General features: G+C 48.1%; 23 protein-coding genes. 17 read left to right on the forward strand and 6 right to left on the reverse strand.

Features of this window, described 5'->3' with window-relative positions; all coding sequences use genetic code 11:
* Positions 1-2: 2 nt before the first annotated feature.
* The 4 genes from BM202_RS30305 (at position 3) to BM202_RS37535 (ending at position 5,281) form a co-directional block, all read left to right on the forward strand.
* Positions 3-1,967 carry a glycoside hydrolase family 127 protein gene (locus tag BM202_RS30305; protein ID WP_093833301.1) on the forward strand — a complete coding sequence of 655 codons (1,965 nt, stop codon included), beginning with the start codon at positions 3-5 and terminating at the stop codon, positions 1,965-1,967.
* Positions 1,968-2,045: 78 nt separating this feature from the next.
* Positions 2,046-4,046 (forward strand): alpha-L-arabinofuranosidase C-terminal domain-containing protein, encoded by a 2,001-nt coding sequence (locus BM202_RS30310; RefSeq protein ID WP_093833303.1) that lies wholly within the window; start codon positions 2,046-2,048, stop codon positions 4,044-4,046.
* A gap of 746 nt (positions 4,047-4,792) precedes the next feature.
* Positions 4,793-4,993 (forward strand): hypothetical protein, encoded by a 201-nt coding sequence (locus BM202_RS37530; RefSeq protein WP_093833305.1) that lies wholly within the window; start codon positions 4,793-4,795, stop codon positions 4,991-4,993.
* A 120-nt stretch (positions 4,994-5,113) separates the two neighbouring features.
* On the forward strand, positions 5,114-5,281 hold the full coding sequence (locus BM202_RS37535; protein ID WP_177236738.1) for a hypothetical protein: 168 nt from the start codon (positions 5,114-5,116) through the stop codon (positions 5,279-5,281).
* A 62-nt stretch (positions 5,282-5,343) separates the two neighbouring features.
* Here the strand turns inward: BM202_RS37535 and BM202_RS30320 are convergent, their stop codons facing one another.
* Positions 5,344-6,372: a S66 peptidase family protein gene (locus BM202_RS30320; RefSeq protein WP_093833307.1), complete on the reverse strand. Its 1,029-nt coding sequence runs from the start codon at positions 6,370-6,372 to the stop codon at positions 5,344-5,346.
* A gap of 96 nt (positions 6,373-6,468) precedes the next feature.
* On the reverse strand, positions 6,469-6,705 hold the full coding sequence (locus BM202_RS30325) for a DUF3820 family protein (RefSeq protein WP_093833309.1): 237 nt from the start codon (positions 6,703-6,705) through the stop codon (positions 6,469-6,471).
* 37 nt (positions 6,706-6,742) lie between these two features.
* Here BM202_RS30325 and BM202_RS30330 point away from each other — a divergent pair, with 37 nt between their 5' ends.
* Both BM202_RS30330 and BM202_RS30335 read left to right on the forward strand, forming a co-directional pair.
* Positions 6,743-7,387: a CatB-related O-acetyltransferase gene (locus tag BM202_RS30330; RefSeq protein ID WP_093833311.1), complete on the forward strand. Its 645-nt coding sequence runs from the start codon at positions 6,743-6,745 to the stop codon at positions 7,385-7,387.
* 140 nt (positions 7,388-7,527) lie between these two features.
* Positions 7,528-8,070 (forward strand): DinB family protein, encoded by a 543-nt coding sequence (locus tag BM202_RS30335; RefSeq protein ID WP_093833366.1) that lies wholly within the window; start codon positions 7,528-7,530, stop codon positions 8,068-8,070.
* A gap of 36 nt (positions 8,071-8,106) precedes the next feature.
* Here BM202_RS30335 and BM202_RS30340 read toward each other — a convergent pair whose 3' ends face one another.
* Complete coding sequence (locus tag BM202_RS30340) at positions 8,107-9,429, reverse strand: DEAD/DEAH box helicase (protein ID WP_093833313.1); 1,323 nt, start codon at positions 9,427-9,429, stop codon at positions 8,107-8,109.
* 273 nt (positions 9,430-9,702) lie between these two features.
* On the opposite strand from BM202_RS30340, the gene BM202_RS30345 reads away from it, so the two are divergent.
* From BM202_RS30345 to BM202_RS30360, 4 genes are all read left to right on the forward strand, one after another.
* The gene (locus tag BM202_RS30345) at positions 9,703-10,260 is read left to right on the forward strand and encodes a glycine zipper domain-containing protein (protein WP_093833368.1); all 558 of its coding nucleotides are present in this window, start codon (positions 9,703-9,705) and stop codon (positions 10,258-10,260) included.
* Between the two features lie 83 nt (positions 10,261-10,343).
* On the forward strand, positions 10,344-10,799 hold the full coding sequence (locus BM202_RS30350) for a YybH family protein (RefSeq protein ID WP_093833315.1): 456 nt from the start codon (positions 10,344-10,346) through the stop codon (positions 10,797-10,799).
* Between the two features lie 225 nt (positions 10,800-11,024).
* Positions 11,025-12,410 (forward strand): DUF4403 family protein, encoded by a 1,386-nt coding sequence (locus BM202_RS30355; protein ID WP_093833317.1) that lies wholly within the window; start codon positions 11,025-11,027, stop codon positions 12,408-12,410.
* On the forward strand, positions 12,407-13,195 hold the full coding sequence (locus tag BM202_RS30360; RefSeq protein ID WP_093833319.1) for a M90 family metallopeptidase: 789 nt from the start codon (positions 12,407-12,409) through the stop codon (positions 13,193-13,195). Before BM202_RS30355 ends, BM202_RS30360 begins: the two co-directional genes overlap by 4 nt.
* A 30-nt stretch (positions 13,196-13,225) precedes the next feature.
* On the opposite strand, the gene BM202_RS30365 is transcribed toward BM202_RS30360, so the two are convergent.
* Positions 13,226-14,269: a LacI family DNA-binding transcriptional regulator gene (locus BM202_RS30365; protein WP_093833321.1), complete on the reverse strand. Its 1,044-nt coding sequence runs from the start codon at positions 14,267-14,269 to the stop codon at positions 13,226-13,228.
* A 402-nt stretch (positions 14,270-14,671) separates the two neighbouring features.
* Between BM202_RS30365 and BM202_RS30370 the strand changes: the two genes are divergently transcribed.
* From BM202_RS30370 to BM202_RS30385, 4 genes are all read left to right on the forward strand, one after another.
* Complete coding sequence (locus tag BM202_RS30370; protein ID WP_093833323.1) at positions 14,672-15,043, forward strand: hypothetical protein; 372 nt, start codon at positions 14,672-14,674, stop codon at positions 15,041-15,043.
* A 93-nt stretch (positions 15,044-15,136) separates the two neighbouring features.
* A complete protein-coding gene (locus tag BM202_RS30375; protein WP_093833325.1) occupies positions 15,137-15,442 on the forward strand; it encodes a hypothetical protein in 306 nt (101 codons plus the stop codon).
* Between the two features lie 188 nt (positions 15,443-15,630).
* Positions 15,631-16,422 carry a 3-keto-disaccharide hydrolase gene (locus tag BM202_RS30380; protein WP_093833370.1) on the forward strand — a complete coding sequence of 264 codons (792 nt, stop codon included), beginning with the start codon at positions 15,631-15,633 and terminating at the stop codon, positions 16,420-16,422.
* Between the two features lie 36 nt (positions 16,423-16,458).
* Positions 16,459-16,863 (forward strand): glycoside hydrolase family protein, encoded by a 405-nt coding sequence (locus tag BM202_RS30385; RefSeq protein ID WP_093833327.1) that lies wholly within the window; start codon positions 16,459-16,461, stop codon positions 16,861-16,863.
* 46 nt (positions 16,864-16,909) lie between these two features.
* Here BM202_RS30385 and BM202_RS30390 read toward each other — a convergent pair whose 3' ends face one another.
* Both BM202_RS30390 and BM202_RS30395 read right to left on the reverse strand, forming a co-directional pair.
* Entirely contained in the window at positions 16,910-17,533 is a 624-nt protein-coding gene (locus BM202_RS30390; RefSeq protein ID WP_093833329.1) for a trimeric intracellular cation channel family protein, read from the reverse strand.
* Between the two features lie 110 nt (positions 17,534-17,643).
* Complete coding sequence (locus tag BM202_RS30395) at positions 17,644-21,027, reverse strand: DEAD/DEAH box helicase (protein WP_093833331.1); 3,384 nt, start codon at positions 21,025-21,027, stop codon at positions 17,644-17,646.
* Positions 21,028-21,260: 233 nt separating this feature from the next.
* Here BM202_RS30395 and BM202_RS30400 point away from each other — a divergent pair, with 233 nt between their 5' ends.
* From BM202_RS30400 to BM202_RS30410, 3 genes are all read left to right on the forward strand, one after another.
* Complete coding sequence (locus tag BM202_RS30400; protein ID WP_093833333.1) at positions 21,261-21,668, forward strand: VOC family protein; 408 nt, start codon at positions 21,261-21,263, stop codon at positions 21,666-21,668.
* Between the two features lie 159 nt (positions 21,669-21,827).
* Positions 21,828-23,534, forward strand: coding sequence for a hypothetical protein (locus BM202_RS30405; protein ID WP_093833335.1), 1,707 nt, complete (start codon positions 21,828-21,830; stop codon positions 23,532-23,534).
* A gap of 240 nt (positions 23,535-23,774) precedes the next feature.
* On the forward strand, positions 23,775-25,085 hold the full coding sequence (locus tag BM202_RS30410; RefSeq protein WP_093833337.1) for an MFS transporter: 1,311 nt from the start codon (positions 23,775-23,777) through the stop codon (positions 25,083-25,085).
* Positions 25,086-25,209: the final 124 nt, after the last annotated feature.

The following is a 25,209-nucleotide window of genomic DNA, read 5'->3' on the forward strand; positions in this document are numbered from 1 at the left end:
ACATGAAAAAAGTCGTTTTTGCCCTTTTATTGACTTCAAGTGCTTATGAGTGCATGGGGCAGGTCTCTCTGAAAGGATACCCGATTGCCGCCGTACCAATCAACCACGTCGAATTGACGGATAAGTTCTGGTTGCCTAAAATCAAGACAGTCCAGAAAACAACCATTCCGTTTGGTTTCGATAAGTCGTATAAAGAAGGGCGGATGGATAACTTTCTGATTGCGGGCGGCAAAATGAAAGGCAAAACGCGGGGTGCTATGCCCTTCGACGATACGGATGTCTATAAACTCATTGAAGGGGCTTCTAATTCGCTCATCAGTTCGCCCGACAAAAAGCTGGAAACGTATGTAGACTCGATTATCGCCATTATTAAAGTTGGACAGGAACCTGACGGCTACCTCACGACCTGGCACACCATCGACCCTAATAATCCACCGGCCAAATGGGTGAAACCGGGGCCGCGTTGGGAAAGCGAAAGTATGAGCCACGAGCTTTATAACGCCGGACATTTGTACGAAGCAGCCGCCACGCACTACGTAGCGACCAACAAGCGGAATTTTCTGGACATCGCCCTTAAAAATGCCGATTTACTGGTTAAAACCTTTGGTCTGGAACCGGGCAAACGGAAGGCTCCTCCTGGACACCAGATTGTGGAAACAGGCCTTATTAAACTTTATAACATTACTCAAAAGGAAGACTACCTGAAGCTGGCCAAATTCTTTCTCGACGTTCGGGGCGATTCGACGACGCACAAACTATACGGTCCCTACAGCCAGGACCATAAGCCTGTGACTCAGCAGGATGAAGTGGTTGGGCATGCGGTACGGGGCGTCTACATGTATGCGGGCATGACCGACGTAGCGGCTTTGTACAACGACAAAACCTACCTGAATGCCATTAAAGCGCTTTGGGAGAATACGGTAAATAAGAAGATGTACATCACGGGTGGTATCGGTTCGCGGCACGAGGGCGAATCCTTCGGTGACAATTATGAACTTCCCAACAAAACGGCCTACAACGAAACCTGCGCGTCCATCGGCGATGTGTACTGGAATCAGCGGTTGTTTATGCTTACCGGTGAGTCTAAATATTACGATGTGATCGAGCGCACCCTCTACAATGGCTTGATTTCGGGCATTTCGCTGAGTGGCGACCAGTTTTTCTACCCGAATCCACTGGAATCGGATGGCGAATACAAGTTCAACTTTGGCGCCAGTACCCGGCAACCCTGGTTCGATTGCTCGTGTTGCCCAACCAATTTAGTACGTTTCGTGCCATCGGTGCCGAACCTGATTTACGCTACCCAGAACGACAAACTTTACATCAATCTGTTTGCATCCAACAAAGCGCAGGTAATGCTAAATAAACTGGCTGTAAACATTGAACAGCAGACCGAATATCCCTGGAATGGGGCGATCAGAATTGGGGTGAACCCAGCGAAGCAGGCCAGTTTCACTGTAAAAGTTCGTATTCCCGGCTGGACGCAAAACGAGGTGCTACCGGGAAATCTGTACAGCTTTACTAATCACACCACAACACCCATAACGCTGACGGTCAACGGCAAAGCCGTACAACCCGCCATCACCAACGGGTATGCAGATATTACGCGTCAATGGAAGAAAGGCGATGTAATTGAACTCAAGTTGCCCATGAGCATTCGACGAGTCGTCGCCAATGAGGCCGTAAAAGACGATAAAGGGTTGGTGTCGTTAGAATACGGCCCGGTGGTTTATTGCGTAGAAGGTATTGATAATCAGAATAAAGTGGCTGACATTACACTGCCCGATACCGCCCAGCTACGTATCGAAAAGAAAGACAACCTGCTGGGTGGCGTCAACGTCATCACGGGAACCGTGCCATTAACCGGACAGTCGGGAAGCAAGCTTACGCTGGTCGCGATTCCCTACTACACCTGGTCGAACCGGGGCGTCGATCCTATGAAGGTATGGTTGCCACGTAGTGAATAGGTGATTCATGTTGAGCGTACCGGGCTGGCGCTCCAGTTTGGAGACTATGCTTATCACTAATTCAACGCATAACCCTATATGTTACAGAAAAAGATTTTTTCTATTGCCGCCAGCTTGCTCGTAACGATCAACCCATTTCTCGGGCAAGCCCAGCCAGCGCCCATTTTGCGAGTGAACGTAGCACAACCCATTGCCGACATTCAGCCGACGATGTGGGGCGTGTTTTTCGAAGATATCAACTTTGGAGCCGATGGCGGTATCTACGCCGAGATGGTCAAGAATCGCTCGTTTGAGTTTTTTAAGCCACTCATGGGCTGGAAAGTTGAGGGGAGTAAACGTACCGAAGGCGACATCCTGGTGCAGAACCGGCAGGATAAACAGACTAGCAATCCACGCTACGTTCGGATTACGGCCAACAACGCCAGCCAGGGCGGCCTGAGTTTGACCAACGAAGGGTTTCGGGGGATGGGGATAAAGTCGGGTCTGCGCTACGATTTTTCGGTGCTGTGCCGCGTACAGTCAGGGAATGCCAAACTTCACGTTGATTTACTCAATGCCAAAGATGAGGTGATTGGCTCAGGTATATTGACGCCTGAACAGACAGACAAAGGCTGGCACAAGCAGCAGGTCAGTTTTAAATCGACGGCGGGCGAACAAAAAGGCAAATTACGCGTATGGTTCGAGGGAACGGGCGTAGTGGATCTGGACATGATTTCGCTCTTTCCCGAAGATACCTGGAAAGGCCGTCCCGGTGGTATGCGGGCGGATATGATTCAGATGCTGGCCGACATGAAACCGGGATTTGTGCGGTTTCCGGGTGGCTGTATTGTCGAAGGATACGATCTTGACCAACGGTATCAGTGGAAAAAAACGCTTGGTCCGGCTGAAGATCGGCAACTGATCATTAACCGCTGGAATTTTGAGTTTGGTCATCGTCCGGCTCCTGATTATTTCCAGACGTTTGGCTTAGGCTTTCTGGAGTATTTCCAACTCTGCGAAGACATCGGAGCCGAGCCATTGCCGATTCTTAATTGCGGGATGGCGTGTCAGTTCAACACCGCCGAGCTGGTGCCGATGGACCAACTCGACCCGTACGTGCAGGATGCCGTTGACCTGATCGAATTTGCCAATGGTGACGTATCAACGAAATGGGGAAAAGTGAGGGCCGATCTCGGTCATCCTAAACCCTTCAATCTGAAGTTTCTAGGGGTTGGAAACGAAAACTGGGGTCCTCAATACATCGAACGGCTGGCGGTTTTTCAGAAGGTAATCAAAGACAAATACCCGGCTATGCGGCTGGTTTGCAGTTCGGGCACCGATCCCAACGGCGAACGATTCGACTTTCTGAATGGCAAGTTACGCGACATGAAAGCGGACCTGATCGACGAGCATTATTACCGTCGGCCGGAATGGTTTCTGCAGAACGCCAGCCGGTATGACAGTTACCCACGTAAAGGGTCCAAGGTATTTGCGGGTGAATGGGCCGCTCAGAGCGACAAAACCGTCAGTGTAGATAATAAAAATAACTGGCAGTGCGCCCTGTCCGAAGCCGCTTTTATGACGGGTCTCGAACGTAACGCGGCTGTTGTGAACATGGCGTCATATGCGCCCTTGTTTGCTCATGCGGACGGTTGGCAATGGACGCCTGACCTTATTTGGGTAGACAACCTGCGCGTATATGGCACACCCAATTACTACGTTCAGAAACTGTATTCGATTAACAAGGGCACGAACGTATTGAACTTGACCCAGGAAAATTCGCCCCTGGCCGGGCAGGATAGTCTGTATGCATCAGCCGCCTGGGACAAAGCCACAAATGAGGTGATCCTAAAAGTAGCTAACGTATCGAACAAAGCGCAGGTACGTATTATTCAACTCGATGGCGTTAAAAAACTGGCGGCAAACGGTAAACTAACGCTACTGAAAAATAACGTACTCGACGCCGTAAACTCGTTTGAAAATGCGACCAATGTGAGTCCGGTAGAGCAGCAAATTGCGGTTGATGTGAAGAAGAAAGCCCTCTCGCTGACGTTGGCGCCCCGATCGTTTTCGGTTGTTCGGGTAAAGGTGTTGCCTTAATGAGTAGCTGTTTCACTGGCTCAATGCCTATCGCAGGAGCTAACTGCAACCGAACTTTTAGACGTTAAGTAAAAGGCCAGAAAGGGTGAGATATTGTCTCACCTATTTTCTTCATGCTATAGCTTGTGCGAAAGCTTCTTTGAAGGAGCCCACAAGCTGATCGTTGAGCTGATTTAACAGGTTATCATAATTTACGTTCCTGAAAGGGAAAGATCGATTTCTACTAATACGTGTACTGATAGTAGAGAATGGCATTGCTAAATGTTACTTAAATTTCAGTAAAATGTTTTAATTAGTTAAAATTATGTTTCTTTATAAAAAAAGTTAACTCAAACTTGCTAATTAAGTTTAATAATACTAATATTTGGTATCATAATTGTTTTTAATCAGCTATAACGTACCATAATACGTCATAGATATAAAAGTTAATATATATAAAAGTCTAGTACTAGTTAAACTCAAGCTAATGATCAATTAATAATAAAATTTATTATATGAATAATTAAATAATAAAATAGTTTGTTTAATATATTGCGAACGGACAGGCGTAAAGATTAAACAAGACATGTATGGCACGCAAATCATTTCGAATTAGACCAGACTCATTGGGTGCATTAACTTATAAGACAAATTTATCAGACTGGATTGACGCAGTATCAACCTTCCAGACCTACTATACCCATTTGTCATCCTATTGTACAAAAAGCCTTCGGGCTGAGAGTCAAGGCATGAGTAGCCAATGTCCGATGGACCAACTCACGGCGCTATTGTGTACAATGGAAACCGAGTTAACAAATCTGATGCAGGATCTGAGTCAGCTTGATTCGTGTAAACAAGCATATACCAGAGAGGATTTTAGAAAGCTGGCCGTTCATACCCAGATTATAAATCAGTTAAATGAACGGGCACAAGCCATGATGGCACTTACTGCGTCTACCCCATCGTAAGGTAGCCTCTACGTTGAACGAATGATTAATATAAGTTTAATTTTTAGAATGTAACTCACTAAAAATAAATCTGTTACTTTCGTTATTCTAAGCGCTTTCGGCGCGGTAACGATCAAATTAATGTCTGCCGATATACCGTTTATTTCCTTACTAGAGCAGTATGTATTTTGCGTAGCCGCTCAATTTATAGGTATGGCCACCAAAGAAGAGCAGGCCAGTTTGATCAACCTGTTCAACACGATAGATAAGTCTTCTGCATCAGGCAACCGGCCGGATGAATTGCCCTGAAAAATCTCGGTAAACAAGTGGGATAAGGCGGGTAGGCTTGCCTGAAAAACCAATTCGAATAGTTAACTAACCGCCGATTCCAGCAAACGTATTGTGCCCGCAGTCGCGTCAATTTCAGTATCGATGCCTAGCGGAACCGTGAACTTATTGCTGATATGACCAATCGTAGCGCCAGAATAGGCAGGCTTATCCAGAGGAATAATATATTCGGTCAGTACGTCATCCAGCGTGAGTGAACCGTAGCTACCGTTGCCTGGACCGCAGTCGCTGCATTTGCCGAAAACAAAACCCGCTATCTGATTCAGAATGCCCGCCAGTTTCAGTTGGGTAAACATCCGGTCCATGCGGTAAATATCCTCATGTGTGTCTTCGAGAAATAGAATGGTATTTTTCCAGTCGGGCAGATACGGCGATCCAACCAGATGACTCAGTACGGTGAGGTTGCCGCCAACCAGTCGTCCACGCGCCAGACCTGGCCGGATGGTGGTGATCCGGTCCTGCGTTTGTGTGAGGTTATCGCCCTTGTCGGTAGGGTTGCGCATGGTCACGGTTTCGCCTTCCATAAGTACTCGCCTGAACCAATCAACCGTATACGTATTGAACGTTGCAGACCCAACAGGACCGTGCATAGTCACCAGGCCAGTTTTGGCGTAGATAGCCAGTAGTAAAGCCGTAATGTCGCTGTAGCCGATCAGAACTTTCGGGTTGCGCTGAATCAGGTCGTAATCCAGGAGCGGTAAAAGACGGGCGCAGCCCCAGCCGCCGTGGATAGCCATGACGGCTTTGACGCTCTGGTCGTTGAAGAAGGCGTGCAGATCAGAGACGCGGTCGGCATCTCGCCCAGCCAGATAGCCATATCGGTCGTAAATATGGGGGCCGAGTTTCGTCTGAAACCCCAGGGCCTGGAGTGATTCCTGCGTGATCTTTACCGTTTCGTGGCTGTAGGCCGGGGCCGCCGGGCAAAACAACCCGATTGTATCACCAGGGCGCAACTTGGCAGGCTTTATGAGTGTAGGGGCTGTCTGGTTGGTTGTTAATGAAAGCAACGGAGCCAGACTAGTGGTGCGGAGGAACGAACGACGGGAAGGCATCTAAAAGGACAGATTCATGTGGATAGAAATATAACTGAAAACAGCGTAGCGGTCAAGCAACGTAGTGAAACCCAACCGCAAGTACGATCTTACTGCTTATCGCTTGTTTTTCAAACCATGAAGCAAATACTCCAATCCATTCAACCGGATTTCGTACATAGTTTGCAGCAACATGCCCAATTTGCCTGGGGGAAATCCTTTCTGAGCGAACCACTCCAGATACGAGACCGGTAATTCTTTGATCAGGCGATCTTTGTATTTTCCGAACGGCATTTTATAGATCAGCAGCTCTTTTAATACGTCAGGGTTGCCTTGTGGCAGTTCTTCGGCCATATGTTTTTTGAAATACAAAACGGGTTCAATACTACGTATGAATATACCAAATCTATCTACTGTTTTTCCGTTAGCTGGTTATGAGCGCCTGTGCTTTTTGAATAATGTGGTTGACCACCCACAAATTACGATTGGCGATTATACGTATTACGATGATTTTGAGTCGGTTGGAAATTTTCAGCGAAATGTTCGCTATTTGTTCGACTTTACCGGCGACCGCCTGTCCATTGGGAAATTCTGCATGATTGCGTCCGGCGTTGAGTTTATCATGAACGGTGCTAATCATTTGGTCGACGCCGTCAGTTCCTTCCCATTTGCCGTGTTTGGTGGCGATTGGGCCACGGCGATGGGTGGAAAAACGTACCCAACAAAAGGAGATACTGTCGTCGGAAACGACGTTTGGCTTGGTTATCGGGCCACTATTTTGCCGGGTATTACGATTGGAGACGGGGCCATAATTGGTGCTTATTCAGTTGTCACCCGTGATGTACCACCTTATACTATCGTGGGTGGCAATCCAGCGAAATTGATTCGAAAACGGTTTGACGATGCCGACATCGCTCGACTTCTGGAACTACGCTGGTGGGATTGGCCCATCGAGAAAATTACGAAATATGCTCCTTTTCTTATGGGTAATATCGCTGATTTTCTGGCAGTTATAAAAAGCGAAAATGGATTGTAGTTAGACTTTTAAACTTTTATTTCGGTGACAAAAAATGTCTTCATACCGCCGTAAAATAAATGACAGCGGTAATTTTCTGACGGGTTATGCTTATTGAAACGAGTAACACAATTCAGGTACAAACCAATATTCCTATGATCATGAAATTACCAATTCGATTTACAGTAGCTATTCTAGCTGTGCTATGGGCATTTTCGGCAGTTGAGGCCGCCAGACCCATGATGACCGTTTCGCAACTGACGGCTGAGTGGCAACGCGCCAAAGAGTACACAAAAGAATATTTGGATGCTATGCCCGAAGATGGCGTAGGCTTCAAACCAACGCCTGAAATTCGCAGTTTTGCCGAGCAAATGCTTCATCTGGCGAATGCGAACTACAATTTCGGGGCAGTCGCCAGTGGGAAAACGAATCCGATGCAGGGTAAAAAAATGGAGGAAATGGCTGAATTCAAAACGAAAGCTGCGTTGACCAAAGCTGTTCTGGATAGCTATGATTTCATGATCGATGCGGTCAAAGGAATGACAGACGCTCAACTGGGCGAAATGGTGAAAATGGGTCCCCGTGAGATGAGCCGCGAAGTTGTGCTGGCGAAAGCCTTCGAACACCAAACCCACCACCGCGGCCAATGCACTATTTACATTCGAATGAAGGGTGTTAAACCACCAAACGAAAAGTTGTTTTGATACGTATCAGGGCCCGCGATTAGTGGGCCTTTTGGTTTACCGGGCTACCTCAATTTTATACTTCTTCCCTTTCATTTTTTCATCCCTGATTTTCTCCAGTAGTCCGTTGACTTTCGTTGTTTTCACGGCAGCAAACGAGATGAAATCCTTTACGTCGATAAGGCCGAGGTCGCCTTTTTCGAGCCCGCCTTTCTGGGAGAAGAAGCCGACAATGTCAACCTTATTAAGCTTGTTTTTCTTGCCGCCACTGATGTAAATCGTTACAAATTGGGGTGGTTTCGGTAGTGGATTGTTTCCCGAAACCGTGATCTCTTCGAGCGAGTCGGGTAGATAAGGGGGGCGCTCTTCGCTAGGGTGTAAAATCAAATACGCCGTTCCCGATGCGTGCATGCGGGCGGTCCGTCCGTTGCGGTGCACAAACTCATGTTCGTGCATCGGCAAATGGTAGTGAATCACGTAGTTCATTTCGGGGATATCCAGGCCTCGAGCCGCTAAGTCAGTGGTGATCAGATAGGTTACACTGCCATTTCGAAACTGAATCAGGGCACGTTCCCGATCATCCTGATCCATGCCACCATGATAAAACGTTGAAAAGATACCCCGTTCGTTGAGCAACTGACTGGTCCGTTCGACGGCATCCCGGTGGTTGCAGAAAATCAGGGCCGATTCAGAATTCAGGGTACAAAGCAGTTTAAATAACGTATCGATTTTATCTTTCTCTTCTGAAATAACCACTTTCATGGTTAGCCCACTCGGTACGTCTTCATCGGCGCTGAAATTCAATTTGGTAGGGGAGTGGACACCCGCAAAATCCGGAATTTTTATGCCCGACGTTGCTGAGACCAGCACGCGCTTTTTGAGGTTGCGTAAACCCCCAATGATATAATCCATCTGATCGTGAAAGCCCAGCTCCAGCGACTTATCAAACTCGTCTAACACCAGCGTTTGAATGCCGTCTAAAGCAAACGTTCGGCGTGAAAGGTGATCCATAATGCGTCCGGGCGTTCCCACCAGAAGCGCCGGTGGATTGCTCAGATTCTTGATTTCGGTCTCCATCGAATGACCACCGTAGCACACATTCACTTTGTAGCCCGTCGCCATTTTCTTCCATACCTGCTCGATTTGCAGGGCCAGTTCACGGGTAGGCGCCAGTACCAGGCATTGCACCGACGAACGATTGGGTTGAATCAACTGGAGTATCGGTAACAGAAAACCAAGCGTCTTGCCGGAACCCGTGGGAGCGATTAAAAAGACATCTTTATCCTGTAAAATGGCTTTTTGAGCCGCTTCCTGCATAGGGTTCAAGGCCGCAATGCCCAGGTTTGACAAAATTTGTGAAGAGACTTGATTGGTTTCCATACCGTAAAAGTAACGCACGACAGGCGGGCACCGACTATGCTCAGAAAAATCAAAGGTATTTGTTGTCAGCGACGAAGCCGGTTACTACGTATTGGCAAGCCATTTTTCTGCATTGATCATGGCAAAAGCATCGACTTAGAGGAACGTAATTATATGTATCAACACGAACAATCGTCCTGGGTTGGGGTTAAATAGGTAAGTATGCGTGGCTAAACCTTCTGGAATTTAGCTTGTCTTATTCCTGTCACGAGTTTAACCTAAATGAAAAAGACGATGAAAACGCTCAATTCTTATCTCATAATTATGGTACTGACTGGCTTCGTGCTCAGTCAATCTGCCGAAGCACAAGAACGGAAACGGTGGAGCCCACAGGCTAAAGACGCAACGATTGGCGGGGTTGCCGGCGGTGCCGCCGGTGCCATTATCAACAAACGCAATCGTGTGGTGGGTGGCCTGATTGGTGGTGTTGTTGGCGGTGCGGCTGGTTATGCCATCGGTAAAAATAAAGACAACAAAAATAAAGCTGCCGCCCGGTTGGCTGCTGCCCAGGCTGAGACTGCACGTGAACGCGAACGGGCCGACGCTGCCGAGCGTGATCGGGTTGCCGCGCTGGCTGCCGCTACACCTCCCCACGGTTTTGGCGTAGCGCGTCCGGCACAGGTAACAGTGGCTCGTAAACCTGTTGCTGCTACAGCAACACCTGCCGCTCCTGCACCTGTTGCCGTAGCGTCGAGTTCCTACGTATTGAACGCAGCTTTTCTGCCAAATCCGTCTTATGGTGATCCGGAAACACCCTATGCGTCATCACAATACCGGCGTAAAAGCTGGTAATAAACGTAATATCGGTCGGGAATCTGTGCTGTTGTAATGCGCCAGAACCCGGCCGATGCCATTCATATAATCAACTACACGCTATGAAATTAATCATCCAGACCATGCTTGCTGCGGCCTTAATTACAGGTTGCGCTAAGCAGGAAGAAGCCGTGAATATTCAGGCGCTCAATCAGCAGTTTATTGGCGCCTGGAACAGTAAAGATTCCGATAAGATCATTTCCTTACTGGCCGATGACGTCAATTTCCTTCAGGGAGACCAACACCTAAGAGGTAAGTCGGAAGTGACGGATAAATGGGTGAAAGCCACGTTGCCGAGTCTGAGTGATCTGAAAACCAACGTAGTAAGCTCAGCGGTTGATACACAAACTGCCTACGAAGCCGGTACGTTCTCCGTGGATGTGTTGCCCGAAACCGCTCAGCAGGCCAAAGGCTATGGCGAAGGCAATTTTATTCTGCTCTGGAAAAAAGGGGCCGACAACGTCTGGAAACTTAGTTATGCGCAACTCGAAGACCTGCCGGTGCAGGTGAAACAATAAAACAGGTAAAGCACTATGGGGCCCCTTAACCAAATCCGGTTGAGGGGCTTTATGTTTTCTGCGTTGTTCAGGGCTTAGAAGGCTACCCACAATGCATCCTGGAATGTCTGACGTATGATCTAATCCGTTGCGATTCAATAATAAAAACAACCTGAAACGATCGGAGTTTATCACCTGTAAATCCCTTCAGGTTGCAGGCCGGAAAGTGGTAGTCACTACACGTTAATGAAATTAGTACGGAGAATCCAGCCATTCACTGGCCTGGCTTTGCTGCTTTTGATGACGCAATGCCAGAACGTTACCACTCAGCCGCCTAAAGCGGAGGGTTTCGATCCGCCTATTCCGGCCACGATCTCGTATCTGGCTGGCCCGATCACGTTTGATCTGGAGGAGCTACAGAAAAAAATTAATCAGGAACTTGACCCTGTACTGGTAGGAAAACAAACCAGCGAGGGAAAATCGAAAGGCATTATCTCGTTTCGGGTAAAGCGGTTGGGTGACGTTCGGGTCCAGTATGTCGATCACCAGATAAAGCTTTCGGCACCTCTTCAGATGTGGCTGACAAAGCCGTTCAGCCGCGACACAACCCCGCCAAGAAAGCCCTTTTGTTCATTGCATGTCGATTTCAAAACGCCGATCCGTGTCACGCCTAACTGGCGTCTGGCGAGCCATACTACATTTGTGGATTACCACTGGATCGTAAAGCCTGAGCTACGTCTTCTCGGTAAAGAAGTATCGCTGGAAAAACTGGCTCAAAATATTCTCGACCGACACAAGAAAGATATTGAGACGATGATTGATTCGGCCGTTTATAACGACTTGCGGCTCGACCAGATGGTGACGCCCATTTGGCGCGATATGCAACAACCACTACTGATCAACAAAGAGTATGGCCTTTGGCTAGTTCCCAAACCGATCAGTATAGCGGCAGGCCCGGTCACTGGCAATACCCGTCAGCTAACGACACACCTGCGGATTGCGGTTGAAACGCAAACTGAAATAAAGCCTCAGTCGCCGGTGCACACGAAAACGCAGTTGCCTCAGCTGGAAAAAAGAGATACCATTTCCCAAACATCAGATTTGCACGTGATGAGTTTTATTCCGTACGCTGATATCAATCGGATGCTGGCACTGACTATTACCCGACAGCCTAAAAAAATGGCGCTCGGTGCTATTACGGTGAAACAGATAACGGTGTACGGTGGGCAACGCACGCTTATCGTTAAGGCCAGCGTGAGCGGATTACTGGACGGCCCGGTTTACCTACGCGGGCGCCCTGTGTTCGATACGTTGACCAACACGTTGCTTGTCAGGCATTTAGATTTTGATACATCAAGCGAAAATAGGCTGTCAAAAAGTAGTGGTTCGATATGGCACGATGGGTTGCGTAAATTACTGGAAAGTATGTTGACCATTCCGTTGAATGATGAGATTGCTACGTTGCCTCAGGCTATTAGCCAGGCGTTCGAAAAGGGAAGTGTGGGCGAAAAAACGGATCTGGGCATTAAATCATTTCGATTTACACCTCAGAAAATAGCCATCAGGCCCGATGGTATTCAGGCGTTGATCAAAGTTGAGTCGAACGTAGGCGTTAAAGTAAATGAGCTATGATTCTCCTGATTAGTGTAGGTGTGCTTTTGGTAGGCTGGCTTGGCTGGCGATATCTGAACCAGAAAAAACAGGATGCTTTGCCATTGCCTGTCAACTATCCACAGTTGCTGGATGAGCACGTTTCCTACTATCGATCGCTAAGCGACGAGAAAAAGAAGTTGTTCGAAGAACGGGTAAATCATTTTCTGCACCACATCCGAATCGAAGGCGTTGGGACGACTGTCGATGATCTCGATAAGGTACTGGTTGCCAGCAGTGCCATCATTCCCATTTTCGGTTTCGACGATTGGTATTACCCGCTAACCAACGTATTGCTTTACGAAGATCGCTTTAATACCGATTTTCAAACTACGGGCGATGAACGTAATATCCTGGGCATGGTGGGCGAAGGCGGTGCTTTACAAAGTACGATGGTCCTGTCGAAACCGGCGCTACATGAGGGTTTTGCCAACGAAACCAGCAAGGGCAATACGGGTATTCATGAATTTGTACATCTGATTGACAAAGTCGATGGATCTACTGATGGATCACCCGCGTATTTACTTGAAAAAGATCACATTAAGCCTTGGCTTCAACTGATTCATAAGAGCATCAATGACATTAAAGCCAACCATTCCGACATCAATCCGTACGGCATAACGAACGAAGCCGAATTCTTCGCTGTCGTGTCTGAATACTTTTTTAAACGCCCCGACCTACTGCAGGAAAAACATCCGGAGCTATTCGCCCGATTGGAAGAAATCTTTCATCAGAATCCACTGGAACAGGATAAGACGCTGGGATAAGCAGACCAAGGAACTGTTTCTGAAATGGCCCTATTCGGCGGACTGAACTGCTGGTACCGACAGCGATTGTGTAGACGCCTGAATGACCAATGTGGCTTTCAGGTTTGTCTGCGTTATTGGGGTGTTCGGATTCAGTGATTCCAATAGAATTTTGGTTGCCAATTGCCCCATCTCCTGAAGTGGCTGTCGGATATACGTGATAGACGTATCGAATAACTCGTAGGCATCCGTTTCGTCGAAACCCACAACGGCCAGCTCGCTGGGTAGGTTTATATGCTGGGACTTAATCGCTTTTAAGCCCCAAAACGTCAGGCTATTCGTAGTAAAGACAATGGCATCAACGGGGTCCTGGCCAGTTCTAAGCAACTGAATGGCTTTTGCTACATCGGGAGTTGGGTTGTTCCCACTCAGTTCCTTTACCCGACTTTTCTGAAAGGGCAGACCATTCTCCTGAAGGGCTGACTGATAGCCTCTGGTTCGTTCAGTAATATGGAAAAGACTGGTTTTCAACGTAATGAGACCGATTCGCTGGTAGCCCGAATCGACCAGATGCCGGACGGCGTCATACGTTGACTGGTAGTTATCCAGCGCCAGATAACTGGTTTTCAGGCTGGGGAAATAGCGGTCAATCAAGACGAAGGGAACGGTCTGTTTCTGTAGCGTCATGATCTGGGACTCGGTGCCCGCGGGGGCTGCTATCAATAACCCATCCACTTGCCGATTCAACAAGGTTGTAATGAGTTTCTGGCATTTTTGAGGGTTTTCATCCGAACTTCCAAAAACAACAGTGTATCCCTGTCTGTCGGCTTCATCCTCGACAATGCGCGCCATTGAAGACGAAAACGGGTTCGCAATATCAGCGACAATTAACCCCAGCGTTCGGGTTTTGCTGGTCTTTAAACTCTTCGCAATCTGATTCGGCTGATAATTCAGTTCCTGCGCTACCTGCCTGATTTTCCGGGCGACCTCTTTGCTGATCCGGTTCTCTTTCTGGTTGTTCAGTACGTATGAAACAAGCGCCGTTGAAACACCTACTGCCTGGGCAATATCTTTTAGAGAGGTCTTCTTAATCATAGAAGGAAAAACGTAAAAGTACAATATTATGTTCGATGGTTAAAACTGATAGTAGCATTGTTCAATTCAAGATAAAGTGAATAAATGTTTAAATAGTCATAAAATACAGATAAAAATATGAATAAATAAATAAAATAGCTGTAAAATTAGCAGATAATTGTTCGTTTATAGGTTATCACGTTTAAACGATTAAACCTTTTTTGTCCTATAGTCGTTTGTTAATTGAAGGCTGGATAAAGGGGTGTCAAAGAAAAAAACTGCCTGACAGTTGCAGCGAACCTTACAGAATCTTCGAAATGATTACAATAACGGGTGAATTGGCAGAAGCTGGTTTCAGGAAGGAGGGGTAAGGTAAACAAGCGAAGAAGCCCAGTCAATTCACACACAAACATTACAGACAAAATGGAACTGACTCAAGCATATAAACATAAATCAACAGTAACGGATGCTGGAACTTCGTTTCAGAAAGCCGTTATGACGTTCGTCAACAGGCACGCTGGTGTATTGAAGGCATTAACTCGTGGTGGAACGCCGTATGGCGATAACTGGCTGTCGGTACGTAGCAAGGCTACAGGGAGTGGCATTACTAAGGTTGTGTCCGAGAAACAGATCGACAGCCTGCAACAGCAGCTCAATGAACTAAGTCAAACGATTGCCTTACTGAGTGATCAGGTAAACGCACATAAGCAAGTGGCGCAAACCAGGCACAAGTCGTCTAAGGTAACTGACGAAATTGGTATCAACCGATTCCGGGCCCTACAGGCCGAATTTTAATCAAACTCATCAACAACTGATAAAAGGGGCATCGAAACCACACGCTGACTCAGCTGCTCACGGCGCTCCTTTTGTCCATTTAATTTTGTACCTATGAAACGTTATTCAGTTTTATACCTGCTCAATGAGCAACATCATCATATTGGTAGCCATACGCAGGAAGAAGCCAGGGCTATTCTGGAGAAATTATCGACCGATAAGCGCCGGACAGCGATTGGCGTCTATGATGCGAAAACAGAGTTAATTGACTGGGCGCCCGCTTATCAGATAATTTATGACCAGGCTGGTATTAGCGGACAGGGGAAGCGGGCTAACCAGATCATCACCATTGCGCAGGCGCTACGTCGACGGGATTTGAATTGGCAGGGTGACTTCAGTAGGCCAAGCTTTTTTGCCTGAGAATGTTCGGCCGGTCCGCCGGTGCGGTAGTCTCCGACTAGGTCACAGCGTTACCCGGTCTCCGATCGGCGTTACGCGTCACGTTTAGTTTATATTCCGGTCAGAGGCTACACTGAACGCGGAACAGGCCCAATGGGTAGATGGTGCAGGTTGGCTTCTTACTAGAGGACATCCTAAACCGCGACCTGATGAAGCTGGCTGTCAAAACCAAAATTGTTCTTTCCCGCGCCTTGTTACTAACCACGATTGGCCTTGGTGTAGTATTGCCAACGAATGCCCAGACGGGTGTGGGCGTCAAAGCACCCAAAAATGCCGAAGTTCTGTTCGATGGATCGCGCAAGATGCTCGATGAGAAATGGACGTATTGGGAAGGACCGCGACTGGCGGCTACGTTGCCTATTAAGTGGGCCATCGAAAAAGATCCTGCTGGCAGCGGCACGGTCATGAACACGAACGATCCGGCGGCTGCGGGTGGCAAATATGGCGCTGCCGACATCGTTACCAAAGAAACCTTCCGCGATTTCCGGCTGCACGTTGAGTTTTACGTGAGCAAGCCGGGTGGTAATAGTGGTGTGTACCTGCAAAACCGCTACGAGATTCAGATATTCGACGGCGACACGACCTCGCATGGGTTAGGGGCCGTAATTAACGAGTCACCGTCTCCATACAAACTCTACACCGGTCCAGGGAAGTGGAATGCCTATGACATTGAGTTTCGGGCGGCTCGTTTCGTGGATGGCAAACGTATCGAACCGGCTATGGTAACCCTCTATTTAAACGGCAAAAAAGCGCATACCAACCAGAAAATAACGCAGGTATGGGGCGGCCCTAATTCGGGTATTGATGGCGGAAACGATGGCGGCAAAGGCGTTACTGATACGCCTGGCGGTTTGAAACTACAAGCCGAAGGCCACGACGTATTTTACCGGAACATCTGGATCGAAAAGCTGGACTTGAAAAAGGCCGACACGAATTTTTGATCTGGTCTGAACGTTGTACGCAATTTAGATCACAGCATGACAAGGAATGAAATTTACGACGTACTGACCGACGCGATCAGTGCAATTATTACCGACGACTGGACCATTGCCCGGCTGAACGTTCAGTTTCTGGCTGATGGGCTGGAAGTTGAATGCGACGGTACGTACCTGACACCCGAAGGAGAGCTTGACCAATTATCCACCGATTTTCCGGATGAAATGATCGAAGCGCTTCAGGAATTATACCTGATTCGGAAAAAGGAAGGACATCCCCGCGCTAACCGACTGCAAATTGATCTGACAGCGCAGGGCCAGTTTACTACTGATTTTAGCTGGGACCAGGAAATTCAGGACGAAGAAGATCACTTCAACAACGGCGGCACCGCCCGTGAATGGATGGCTATCCGCGAGGCCAAATATGGGCCGCTTGAAGAGGAATAACTGCGAACGCTACGTTGGTTGAAACCCATCAACGTAGCGTTGACTGTTAATGACCTTCACCGTGTTCATCCCTGTAGACGAATTTGGGCATATGCCAACCATAGCGAATGGACAACAAACGTATCGCCAGGCCAATTGCCGCTGCTGCGAAGATGGCTATGTTTGTGGGGCCATACCAGTGAGCAATGGCTACGTATATGATACCCGTAGCAATGGAGGCCGTAGCGTAAATTTCTTTCCGCAAAAGCAGAGGAATGTCATTGCACAATACATCCCGCATCACACCACCTGCACACCCCGTTATCATCCCACTGAACACAACAATGATAAGCGGGAGATGGATTTCCTGCGCAATCTGGCAGCCAATAATAGTGAAAACCACCAGACCCAGGGCGTCAAGGTACAAAAACAGCTTTCTTAGTCGGCTCATAACCGATGCAATCAGGGCGGCAAATAGCGCTGCACCCGCCGTTATCAGCAAATAGTCGGGATGCTCGACCCACGCCATCGGGTAATGACCAAATAGCACATTACGTATCGTGCCTCCGCCCAGCGCCGTAATCCAGGCAATAATACAAACACCCACCCAGTCCATATCCCGGCGACCGGCAGACAAAGCGGCCGTCATGGCCTCCGCCGTTATGGCAATGATGTATAAAATATGCAGCATGTAAAACTCTAGGCGAGTCGTTTGAATTGTAATGATTTAACATTTTTGTCCTGCGTCAGCAGGACAAAAATAATAGCCTCGAGTATTATCACTGACTCGCTAATTTATTCTCAATGCAACAAACTCAGCAAATCCGATTTGGAGAGCGACTTGAGAATCGATGTATCGGTTTTGATCAGGTTGTCGGCCAGTTCTCGTTTCGATGCCTGAAGTTCCAGGATTTTTTCTTCAATGGTGTCTGGGCAGATCAGCCGAACGGCCACTACGTTCTTTTTCTGACCAATGCGGTAACTCCGGTCAATGGCCTGGTTTTCGACCGCCGGATTCCACCAGGGATCAACCATGTAAACGTAGTCGGCCTGGGTGAGATTCAGCCCTGTTCCACCCGCTTTTAAACTGATCAAAAATACCCGAACCGTATCGTCGTTCTGAAAACGGTTCACGCTGTCGGCCCGGTTGCTGGTTTGACCCGTGAGGTATTCAAAGCCAATCTGCCGATCGATCAACTCCTTTTTGATGAGATCAAGCATGGTGACGAACTGTGAGAAAACCAAAATTTTGTGCTGCTGAGATTTGTTCTCGATCTGCTCAACCAGCATGTCAATTTTCGCCGACGAATCACCATAAAATTCCTCATCGTTGAGCAGCACCGGCGAATTGCAGATCTGGCGAAGCTTCGTGAGGCCCTGCAATACGTGTAAGCGTTCGCGGGGAATGTCGCCTTCCTTCGTCGTCAGCAGAAAATTACGAAACTCCTGTTCGTAGGCGTTGTACACTCTACGCTGTTCCAGCCCCATTTCGCAGTGAAGAATCATCTCCGTTTTGTCGGGAAGCTCGGTGGCGACCTGCGCTTTTGTTCGGCGGAGGATAAACGGGCTGATTTTCGCCTGAAGTTCGCGGGCACGTTTCTGATCACCGAATTTATCGATGGGCGTTGAGTAGTGCGCTTTGAAATGATTGTAGCTACCCAATAATCCTGGGCAAGCAAATGAAAGCTGACCGTATAAATCGAATGTGTGGTTCTCGATCGGTGTACCCGTTAGCACGAGTTTGTTACGTGACTGCAACAACCGAACCGCCTGATACCGTTGTGATTCGGGGTTTTTGATGGCCTGCGATTCGTCCAGAACGATGTAGTTAAACGAGTATTCTTTTAAAAAACGGATGTCGGACAACAACGTACCGTAGGACGTAAGAATGATGTCGAACTGATCGAATTCTTTTTTCTTAAGTGCTCGGTTAGCGCCATAAAATGTGTGAATCTTCAAACTTGGCGCAAATTTCTCAACTTCAGCCTGCCAGTTGAACAGGAGGGACGTAGGCACTACAACCAGATTGGTGTTGGGTCCTCTTTTCGTGCGTTGTAGCAGCATGAACGCAAGGATCTGGAGCGTTTTGCCCAGCCCCATATCATCGGCCAGACAACCGCCAAAACCAAACTCATCCAGGAAATTCAGCCAGTTCAGCCCTTCTTTCTGGTAATCCCGAAGGGTTGCGTGCAGGTCACTCAGTACGGCAACGGGTTTGATCGACTGAAAATTGGCGAAGGTTTTTGTGAACAAAGCCAGTTGATCTTTCACGTCATTCTGTAATTCCTCGGCCTTATACAGCTCACGAATGCTCGAAAAATTAACCTTTGGCGTTCGAATGTGCTCGTCCACTACGTCGCCCGCCTGAAAATAGGCCGAAAAACGGTCGAGCCATTCGGTTGGCAGAACACCCATCGTGCCGTCGTCGAGCGTTACGTATTTACGCTTGTTTTTGATCGCCTTGTGCAGGTGTTTCAGGGAAACTTTCTGCTTGCCATAGGTGAGCCCAAGTGTCGTTTCGAACCAGTTAAGTCCACTGCTGACAACCACCGAAACCTTCGCTTTATTCGGATTTAGTTTATTGTTTTTCAGCGTATTGAAACCAAGAATCCGAATGCCCTGGCTGGCCCAGGCGTCGAACGCGGCCAAAAACCAGTCTTCGTCCAATATGTATTTTTTGTGCAGATAGAATTGATTTTGACCAAGCTGCTCCTGGAAATCGGGGTGCTGATTGATCACCGCCATCGTGAACTGAATTTCAGCAGCCTCATCCCGCTCCACCAGAAATGGCTTCCCTTTGCTATCGATCGCATGAATCTGCTGCTTCGACAGGACTGGCACTTCGGCCAGACCATATTTCATCACGGGTGTAATCCAGACGTAGTTCTCGGAGTCAGACAGGTAGATGATACGTTGCTGTTCCTGCGTAAACCCGCCTTCAGCCAACTGTGCGGTTGTGGCCGATCTTAGATAAGTATACTCAATAGAAATCTGGTTTTCGAGTTTGGCTAATACCGTTTCCTGAAACGCTTCGTACTTTGACTGGTGGACGAGGATTTTGTTGTTCTTCTTGTTGAAATACTGAATAACCCGCAGATTGTCAGGGTTGCCAATTAAATATAGCGTATCGTTGAGCAGAATGAAGTAATCGTATTTGAGCGTCAGTTTGTGCAGTTCATAGGACGTACCGTCGATGGTGAGCGATCCCCAGACTTCATAAAAAGGATCGACCTGCCGAACCGTTAACTGGATGGACGATTTCAGGATTTCCAGTTTCACCGGGACAAGCGAACTGGCCGTATTGTTCTCTGAAACGCTGCTCGAATGATAAAAAACGGACAACTTTTTCGGATTATCCGCTACCAGCCGCAAGCCTTCCAGATCAGCGTCTTCCTTTTTTGTCCGGTGATGATTCTGGAATTTGGCAACCGCCGAATAGAACTTCAACTCGCTCAGGTTGTCAAGTTTGCTGATCAGGTCGAGCGGTTGAACCGACGTTATTGGATTTTTGATCTTGCCCTCCCGAGTCGTTCCGGCCTCAAAAAGCTCAAGGCAAAAGTGATCGTAATAACGATGTTTGGTAAAGACAACAATTCGTTTCTGGCTCGGAACCGGCTCATCAACCGGGGAAATACTACGTTCAAACTTTGGCAACAATTGTGCCTGGAGGTAGTCATTTCCGGCCTGGGTAATGGGAATAAGCTCCGGTTGTCTCGGTCTGATCGTAAATGATTTATTCGCGTATTCAACCTGAAAAAACGTATCCAGCGACGGTTCATTTTCCAGGCCATAGTCTCTGGCGACCTGTTTAATCGCTTCGTAACGTAGCGCCTGATCAAAAAAAATACGTAGCTCTTTCCGCCTGACGATACTCGACAAAACGTCAACCTGATGCTCGCATAAACCGTCTTTATCAACCGCACATGCGCAGGAAACCAGCACCGATTGCTCCGTTTGCGTAACGATAACCGTTGGAAAATAAGCAACTCGTGACGCACTCGTAAATGCTCCCTTATTGACGTCGATAACCTGCGGATGAATATCGACGTACCCAGCCATAGAAGACACCGATCCTGAACTATGTTTTGCTAAAAGGCTGTCTGTCAGTGTAGGAATCGTGATTACTTCTAATAAATAGTCGTGATGAGCATCAAGAGCATCGTTGTTGGAAATGGGAGCGGGCATTTGTTGCTACTGGCGTATTTGTCGGGAAAGGGGTGCAAATTACGCCGTTATAGGCGAACGACGATTTTCTTACGCTGGATAAACGAAAACATAAGCACCCAATCGCATTTCTTAACGACAAGAAGGGACAAATGAGATGCCGCAAACCCCCTGTTTATTGTCGCATTCGCCCTCCTTTCAGATCAGGCATGAGTGGTACCTTTGTTAGGTAAACATCAAACAACAACATACTCATGGCAACCCAAATTTTTGTAAACCTGCCCGTTAAAGACCTCCACAAATCCGTAGAATTTTTCACCAAACTAGGCTACACATTTAATGCTCAGTTTACGGATGAGAACGCTACGTGCATGATTATCAGCGAGGATATATACGTCATGCTGTTGGTCGAGAACTTCTTCAAAGGTTTTACTAAAAAAGAGATTCCTGATACGTCAAAAGTATCGGAAGCAATCATCTGCCTGTCTGCTGAAAACCGCGAGAGTGTCGATGAACTGGTACGTAAAGCCGTTGCGGCTGGCGCTACAACAATCGAGGAGGCTGATGATCAAGGATTTATGTATAGTCACGGATATCAGGATCTGGATGGGCACCTCTGGAACATACTTTATATGGACCCAAGCGCTGTTAATCCAACCTAAAATGTTCGGCGTAGTCAGAGACTACGCCGAACATTTTAGCGCTTCGCAAAATGAATGTCGCTACGTTGGTTAAAGAGGGAAGGTTACCTGCTTTTTGTTGTGTATCAGCATTCATAGGCCGCTGATCTCAATCCATTCCCTTCCCGAAAACCGCCAACGATGAACCGAAGAACCTTTATTTGTGCAGGAGCCGCTGTTTCGCTGTGTGCCTTGCCATACCTGCAGGCAAGGGCCTATGCGCAATCGATCGCACCAATCACAAAACCCGACTGGCTGGTTGAACTTATAAAACTGAATGATCAGCAGCTAACCTCGATTCAGGGTACGCGGGTTACTGAACCGGGTGCGTTTTTCGGTGCGTTAAAAGATGGTGATGGTACTCCTAACCCGCAATCGACCAGCGATTTTGTCCGGCGGTCGGGTTGTGCCATTAGCTGTCCGGAATCTTCGTTTTATCAGTCGGAAGCACTGCTTAAAGAAATCGATCAGGCGTTGGGGTATCTGCTGAAAGCGCAACATGAGGACGGTACACTTGATTTACCGGCAACTAATTTTCATTCGGCGCCCGATACGGGTTTCATTGTCAAGCGTTTAGTGCCGACGTATACGTTGCTGGAACGGTCTAAAACATCCGGGCAGGAAGCCGTTCTGGCAACGTTCAAAACGTTTCTTCTGCGGGCGGGTGAAGCGCTCACAGTCGGGGGTATTCATACGCCTAATCACCGCTGGGTTATTTCGGCCGCGCTCACGAAACTAAACGAACGCTGGCCCAATCCGCGCTACGTGAGCCGGATCGAGCAGTGGCTGAGTGAGCATATAGATATGGACAGCGATGGGCAATACAATGAACGTAGCACGTTGATTTATTCGCCACTCACGAATCGTCTGCTTATTACAATAGCTAAAGGGCTAAACAAACCCATTTTGCTGGACTACGTTCGGCGGAACCTGAGCATGACACGCTACTACGTTCACCCGAATGGCGAAATGGTCACGGAAGCTTCGGGTCGGCAGGATAAAGCGCTGGTTGGCATGATGGATGGCTATTATTTTCCGTATCGGTACCTGGCCCTGCGGGATAATGACGGCGAAATGGCCGCGATGTGTCGGCTGATCGAAAAAACGGCCATGCCTAAAGTCGTGTATCAGCTTGACTATCTGCTGGAAGATCCGACGTTGTGGAAGGAATTGCCAGCTAGTAAACCATTACCCACAAACTACGTAAAAACCTACCCGCATTCGGGGCTGGTACGTATCCGTCGCGACCAGTGGGATAGCACAATTTTGTCGGCAAATCCTGTCTGGTTTACCTTTCACAAGGGCGATGCGGTATTGCAGGGGATGCGGGTGGCCAGTTCGTTTTTTGGCAAGGGGCAATTTCAGACGGAAAAAATTGAACAGCGGGGCGATAGCTGGGTATTGACCCAATCATTGGATGGGCCTTACTATCAGCCCTATCCAACAGATCGAATTCCTGTCGATGGCGACTGGGAGAAGATGCCCCGGATTAATCGCGCACAAAGTGAGGTACAAAAGCTTCAGACGAACGTCACGCTCCGTGAAAGCCAGGGTGGTATGCAGGTTCAGGTTCAAATTACCGGAACCGATGGTGTGCCAGTTGCGCTGGAGCTTATTTTTCGGCCGGGTGGTACGTTCACAGGGGTATCATCGCATCCGAGCCGGGCCAATGCATACCTACTGGCGAATTCAGGAACGTATACCGTAAAGACCGATAAAATCTCGTTTGGACCGGGACAAGTCGCGCATAAAAATGTTCAATTAAGAGGGTCATTGCCCGCGATGGATGCACCTTCGGTTTATATCACGGGCTTTACGCCTTTCGAGCACACGATTCGGTTGTCGTGATGGATTAGTATTAAAGTTAAGGCCTTATGCCTGACCTGTTAATAGAAAGTAGAAACACCTTTATACCTAGCTCCGTAGGAGCGGGCTGAATTATGTTGTTTAGCCGATCCTACGGAGCCAGGAAATATTGATGACCGAATGCTTACTGCTGACAGGCCACTCCTACGGAGTTTTTAGCCTGTCTAATCACTTCAGATATTCCTGAAAGGACATAACACTAGACGCACTAAGCTTAGTTGGATGAAAACGTTTTATGGCATTTTAGCGAACTCACTGGTTGCCTTCCTGACCAATAATTTTATCTGGTTTGCGGTTACCTTCTGGGTTTATCTGGAGACGAAATCAATCGTGGCTACGTCGGTGATGGCGGGCGTGTATACGGGAACCGTCGCGTTGTCTGGTTTTTTTCTGGGCTCGCTGGTCGATCGGTACAAGAAGAAAAGCGCCATGATGCTTTCCAGCGTTTGCTCGTTGATTTTATACGTCATTTCGTTCACCATTTACAGCTTTACACCGGAATCAACATTTAAAGACGCATCCAGTCCGGTTCTGTGGACATTTATCGTTTTGTCGCTCATCGGCGCCATTTTTGGTAATATTCGTTCCATCGCATTGTCGACCATTGTTACGTTTCTGATTCCCGAAGACGAGCGGGACAAAGCAAACGGAATGGTTGGTACGACGAATGGCGTATCGTTTCTCATTTCGTCGATTTTCAGCGGGCTGGCCATTGGTTTCCTGGGGATGTTCTGGACGCTCATTGCAGCCCTTGTCTTAACCATGCTCGTGCTGGTTCATCTCTGGACAATCGACATTCCCGAAAAGGGAGTCGTGCATGGCGAGGAACACACGAAACGTATTGACATTAAGGGAACGATACGGGCCATTCAGGAAATGCCCGGACTTTTTGCGCTTATCTTCTTCAATACGTTCAACAACTTTCTGGGTGGTGTTTTTATGTCGCTGATGGATGCCTATGGCTTGTCGCTGGTCTCGGTGCAGGTGTGGGGTATTTTGTGGGGTGTTCTGAGCGTCGGGTTTATCATTGGCGGCCTGATTGTGTCGAAAAAAGGTCTCGGTAAACAGCCCCTCCGAACGCTCTTTCTGTCCAACATCGCCATGTGGATAATCTGCGTTTTTTTTACGATGCAGGCGTCTATCGGCCTGCTGGCGGTGGGCATGTTCATTTACTTATGCCTCATCCCTGTGGTAGAGGCTGCCGAACAAACTATTCTCCAGAAACTGATTCCGCCGGAACGACAGGGCCGGGTGTTTGGTTTTGCCCAAAGCATCGAACAGGCGGCTTCACCGCTGACAGCGTTTATGATTGGCCCTATCGCTCAATACTTATTCATCCCGTTTATGACAACCGGCGCGGGTGTAGCACTAATCGGCGATTGGTTCGGGACTGGCAAGGATCGGGGATTAGCGCTATTATTCACCGTCACCGGTCTGATTGGTCTGGTTGTTACGCTGATTGCCATGAAGTCAACGGCCTACAGAACGCTGTCGGAGAACTACCAGAAGGTTCCTGAGACGGTTGAAGGGTAGGAGATACCCCACCCCAACCCCTCCCGGCACCGGCCGCCCGGCTTGAACGAAGGGGAGGGGCTCAAAAATGACTATCGATGCTCCCCTCCCATGTTTTTCAGGGGAGGGGCTGGGGGTGGGGTAA

This window comes from Spirosoma endophyticum, assembly GCF_900112365.1.
GTDB lineage: Bacteria > Bacteroidota > Bacteroidia > Cytophagales > Spirosomataceae > Spirosoma > Spirosoma endophyticum.

Coding starts and splice junctions, on each gene's coding strand:
- BM202_RS30355 (WP_093833317.1), top strand. CDS start 11,025: ATGAAATTAGTACGGAGAATCCAGCCATTCACTGGCCTGGCTTTGCTG.
- BM202_RS30375 (WP_093833325.1), top strand. CDS start 15,137: ATGAAACGTTATTCAGTTTTATACCTGCTCAATGAGCAACATCATCAT.
- BM202_RS30320 (WP_093833307.1), bottom strand. CDS start 6,372: ATGCCTTCCCGTCGTTCGTTCCTCCGCACCACTAGTCTGGCTCCGTTG.
- BM202_RS30405 (WP_093833335.1), top strand. CDS start 21,828: ATGAACCGAAGAACCTTTATTTGTGCAGGAGCCGCTGTTTCGCTGTGT.
- BM202_RS30345 (WP_093833368.1), top strand. CDS start 9,703: ATGAAAACGCTCAATTCTTATCTCATAATTATGGTACTGACTGGCTTC.
- BM202_RS30385 (WP_093833327.1), top strand. CDS start 16,459: ATGACAAGGAATGAAATTTACGACGTACTGACCGACGCGATCAGTGCA.
- BM202_RS30410 (WP_093833337.1), top strand. CDS start 23,775: ATGAAAACGTTTTATGGCATTTTAGCGAACTCACTGGTTGCCTTCCTG.
- BM202_RS37535 (WP_177236738.1), top strand. CDS start 5,114: ATGTCTGCCGATATACCGTTTATTTCCTTACTAGAGCAGTATGTATTT.
- BM202_RS30310 (WP_093833303.1), top strand. CDS start 2,046: ATGTTACAGAAAAAGATTTTTTCTATTGCCGCCAGCTTGCTCGTAACG.
- BM202_RS30360 (WP_093833319.1), top strand. CDS start 12,407: ATGATTCTCCTGATTAGTGTAGGTGTGCTTTTGGTAGGCTGGCTTGGC.
- BM202_RS30390 (WP_093833329.1), bottom strand. CDS start 17,533: ATGCTGCATATTTTATACATCATTGCCATAACGGCGGAGGCCATGACG.
- BM202_RS30330 (WP_093833311.1), top strand. CDS start 6,743: ATGAATATACCAAATCTATCTACTGTTTTTCCGTTAGCTGGTTATGAG.
- BM202_RS30400 (WP_093833333.1), top strand. CDS start 21,261: ATGGCAACCCAAATTTTTGTAAACCTGCCCGTTAAAGACCTCCACAAA.
- BM202_RS30335 (WP_093833366.1), top strand. CDS start 7,528: ATGAAATTACCAATTCGATTTACAGTAGCTATTCTAGCTGTGCTATGG.
- BM202_RS30350 (WP_093833315.1), top strand. CDS start 10,344: ATGAAATTAATCATCCAGACCATGCTTGCTGCGGCCTTAATTACAGGT.
- BM202_RS30325 (WP_093833309.1), bottom strand. CDS start 6,705: ATGGCCGAAGAACTGCCACAAGGCAACCCTGACGTATTAAAAGAGCTG.
- BM202_RS30395 (WP_093833331.1), bottom strand. CDS start 21,027: ATGCCCGCTCCCATTTCCAACAACGATGCTCTTGATGCTCATCACGAC.
- BM202_RS37530 (WP_093833305.1), top strand. CDS start 4,793: ATGGACCAACTCACGGCGCTATTGTGTACAATGGAAACCGAGTTAACA.
- BM202_RS30380 (WP_093833370.1), top strand. CDS start 15,631: ATGAAGCTGGCTGTCAAAACCAAAATTGTTCTTTCCCGCGCCTTGTTA.
- BM202_RS30365 (WP_093833321.1), bottom strand. CDS start 14,269: ATGATTAAGAAGACCTCTCTAAAAGATATTGCCCAGGCAGTAGGTGTT.
- BM202_RS30370 (WP_093833323.1), top strand. CDS start 14,672: ATGGAACTGACTCAAGCATATAAACATAAATCAACAGTAACGGATGCT.
- BM202_RS30340 (WP_093833313.1), bottom strand. CDS start 9,429: ATGGAAACCAATCAAGTCTCTTCACAAATTTTGTCAAACCTGGGCATT.
- BM202_RS30305 (WP_093833301.1), top strand. CDS start 3: ATGAAAAAAGTCGTTTTTGCCCTTTTATTGACTTCAAGTGCTTATGAG.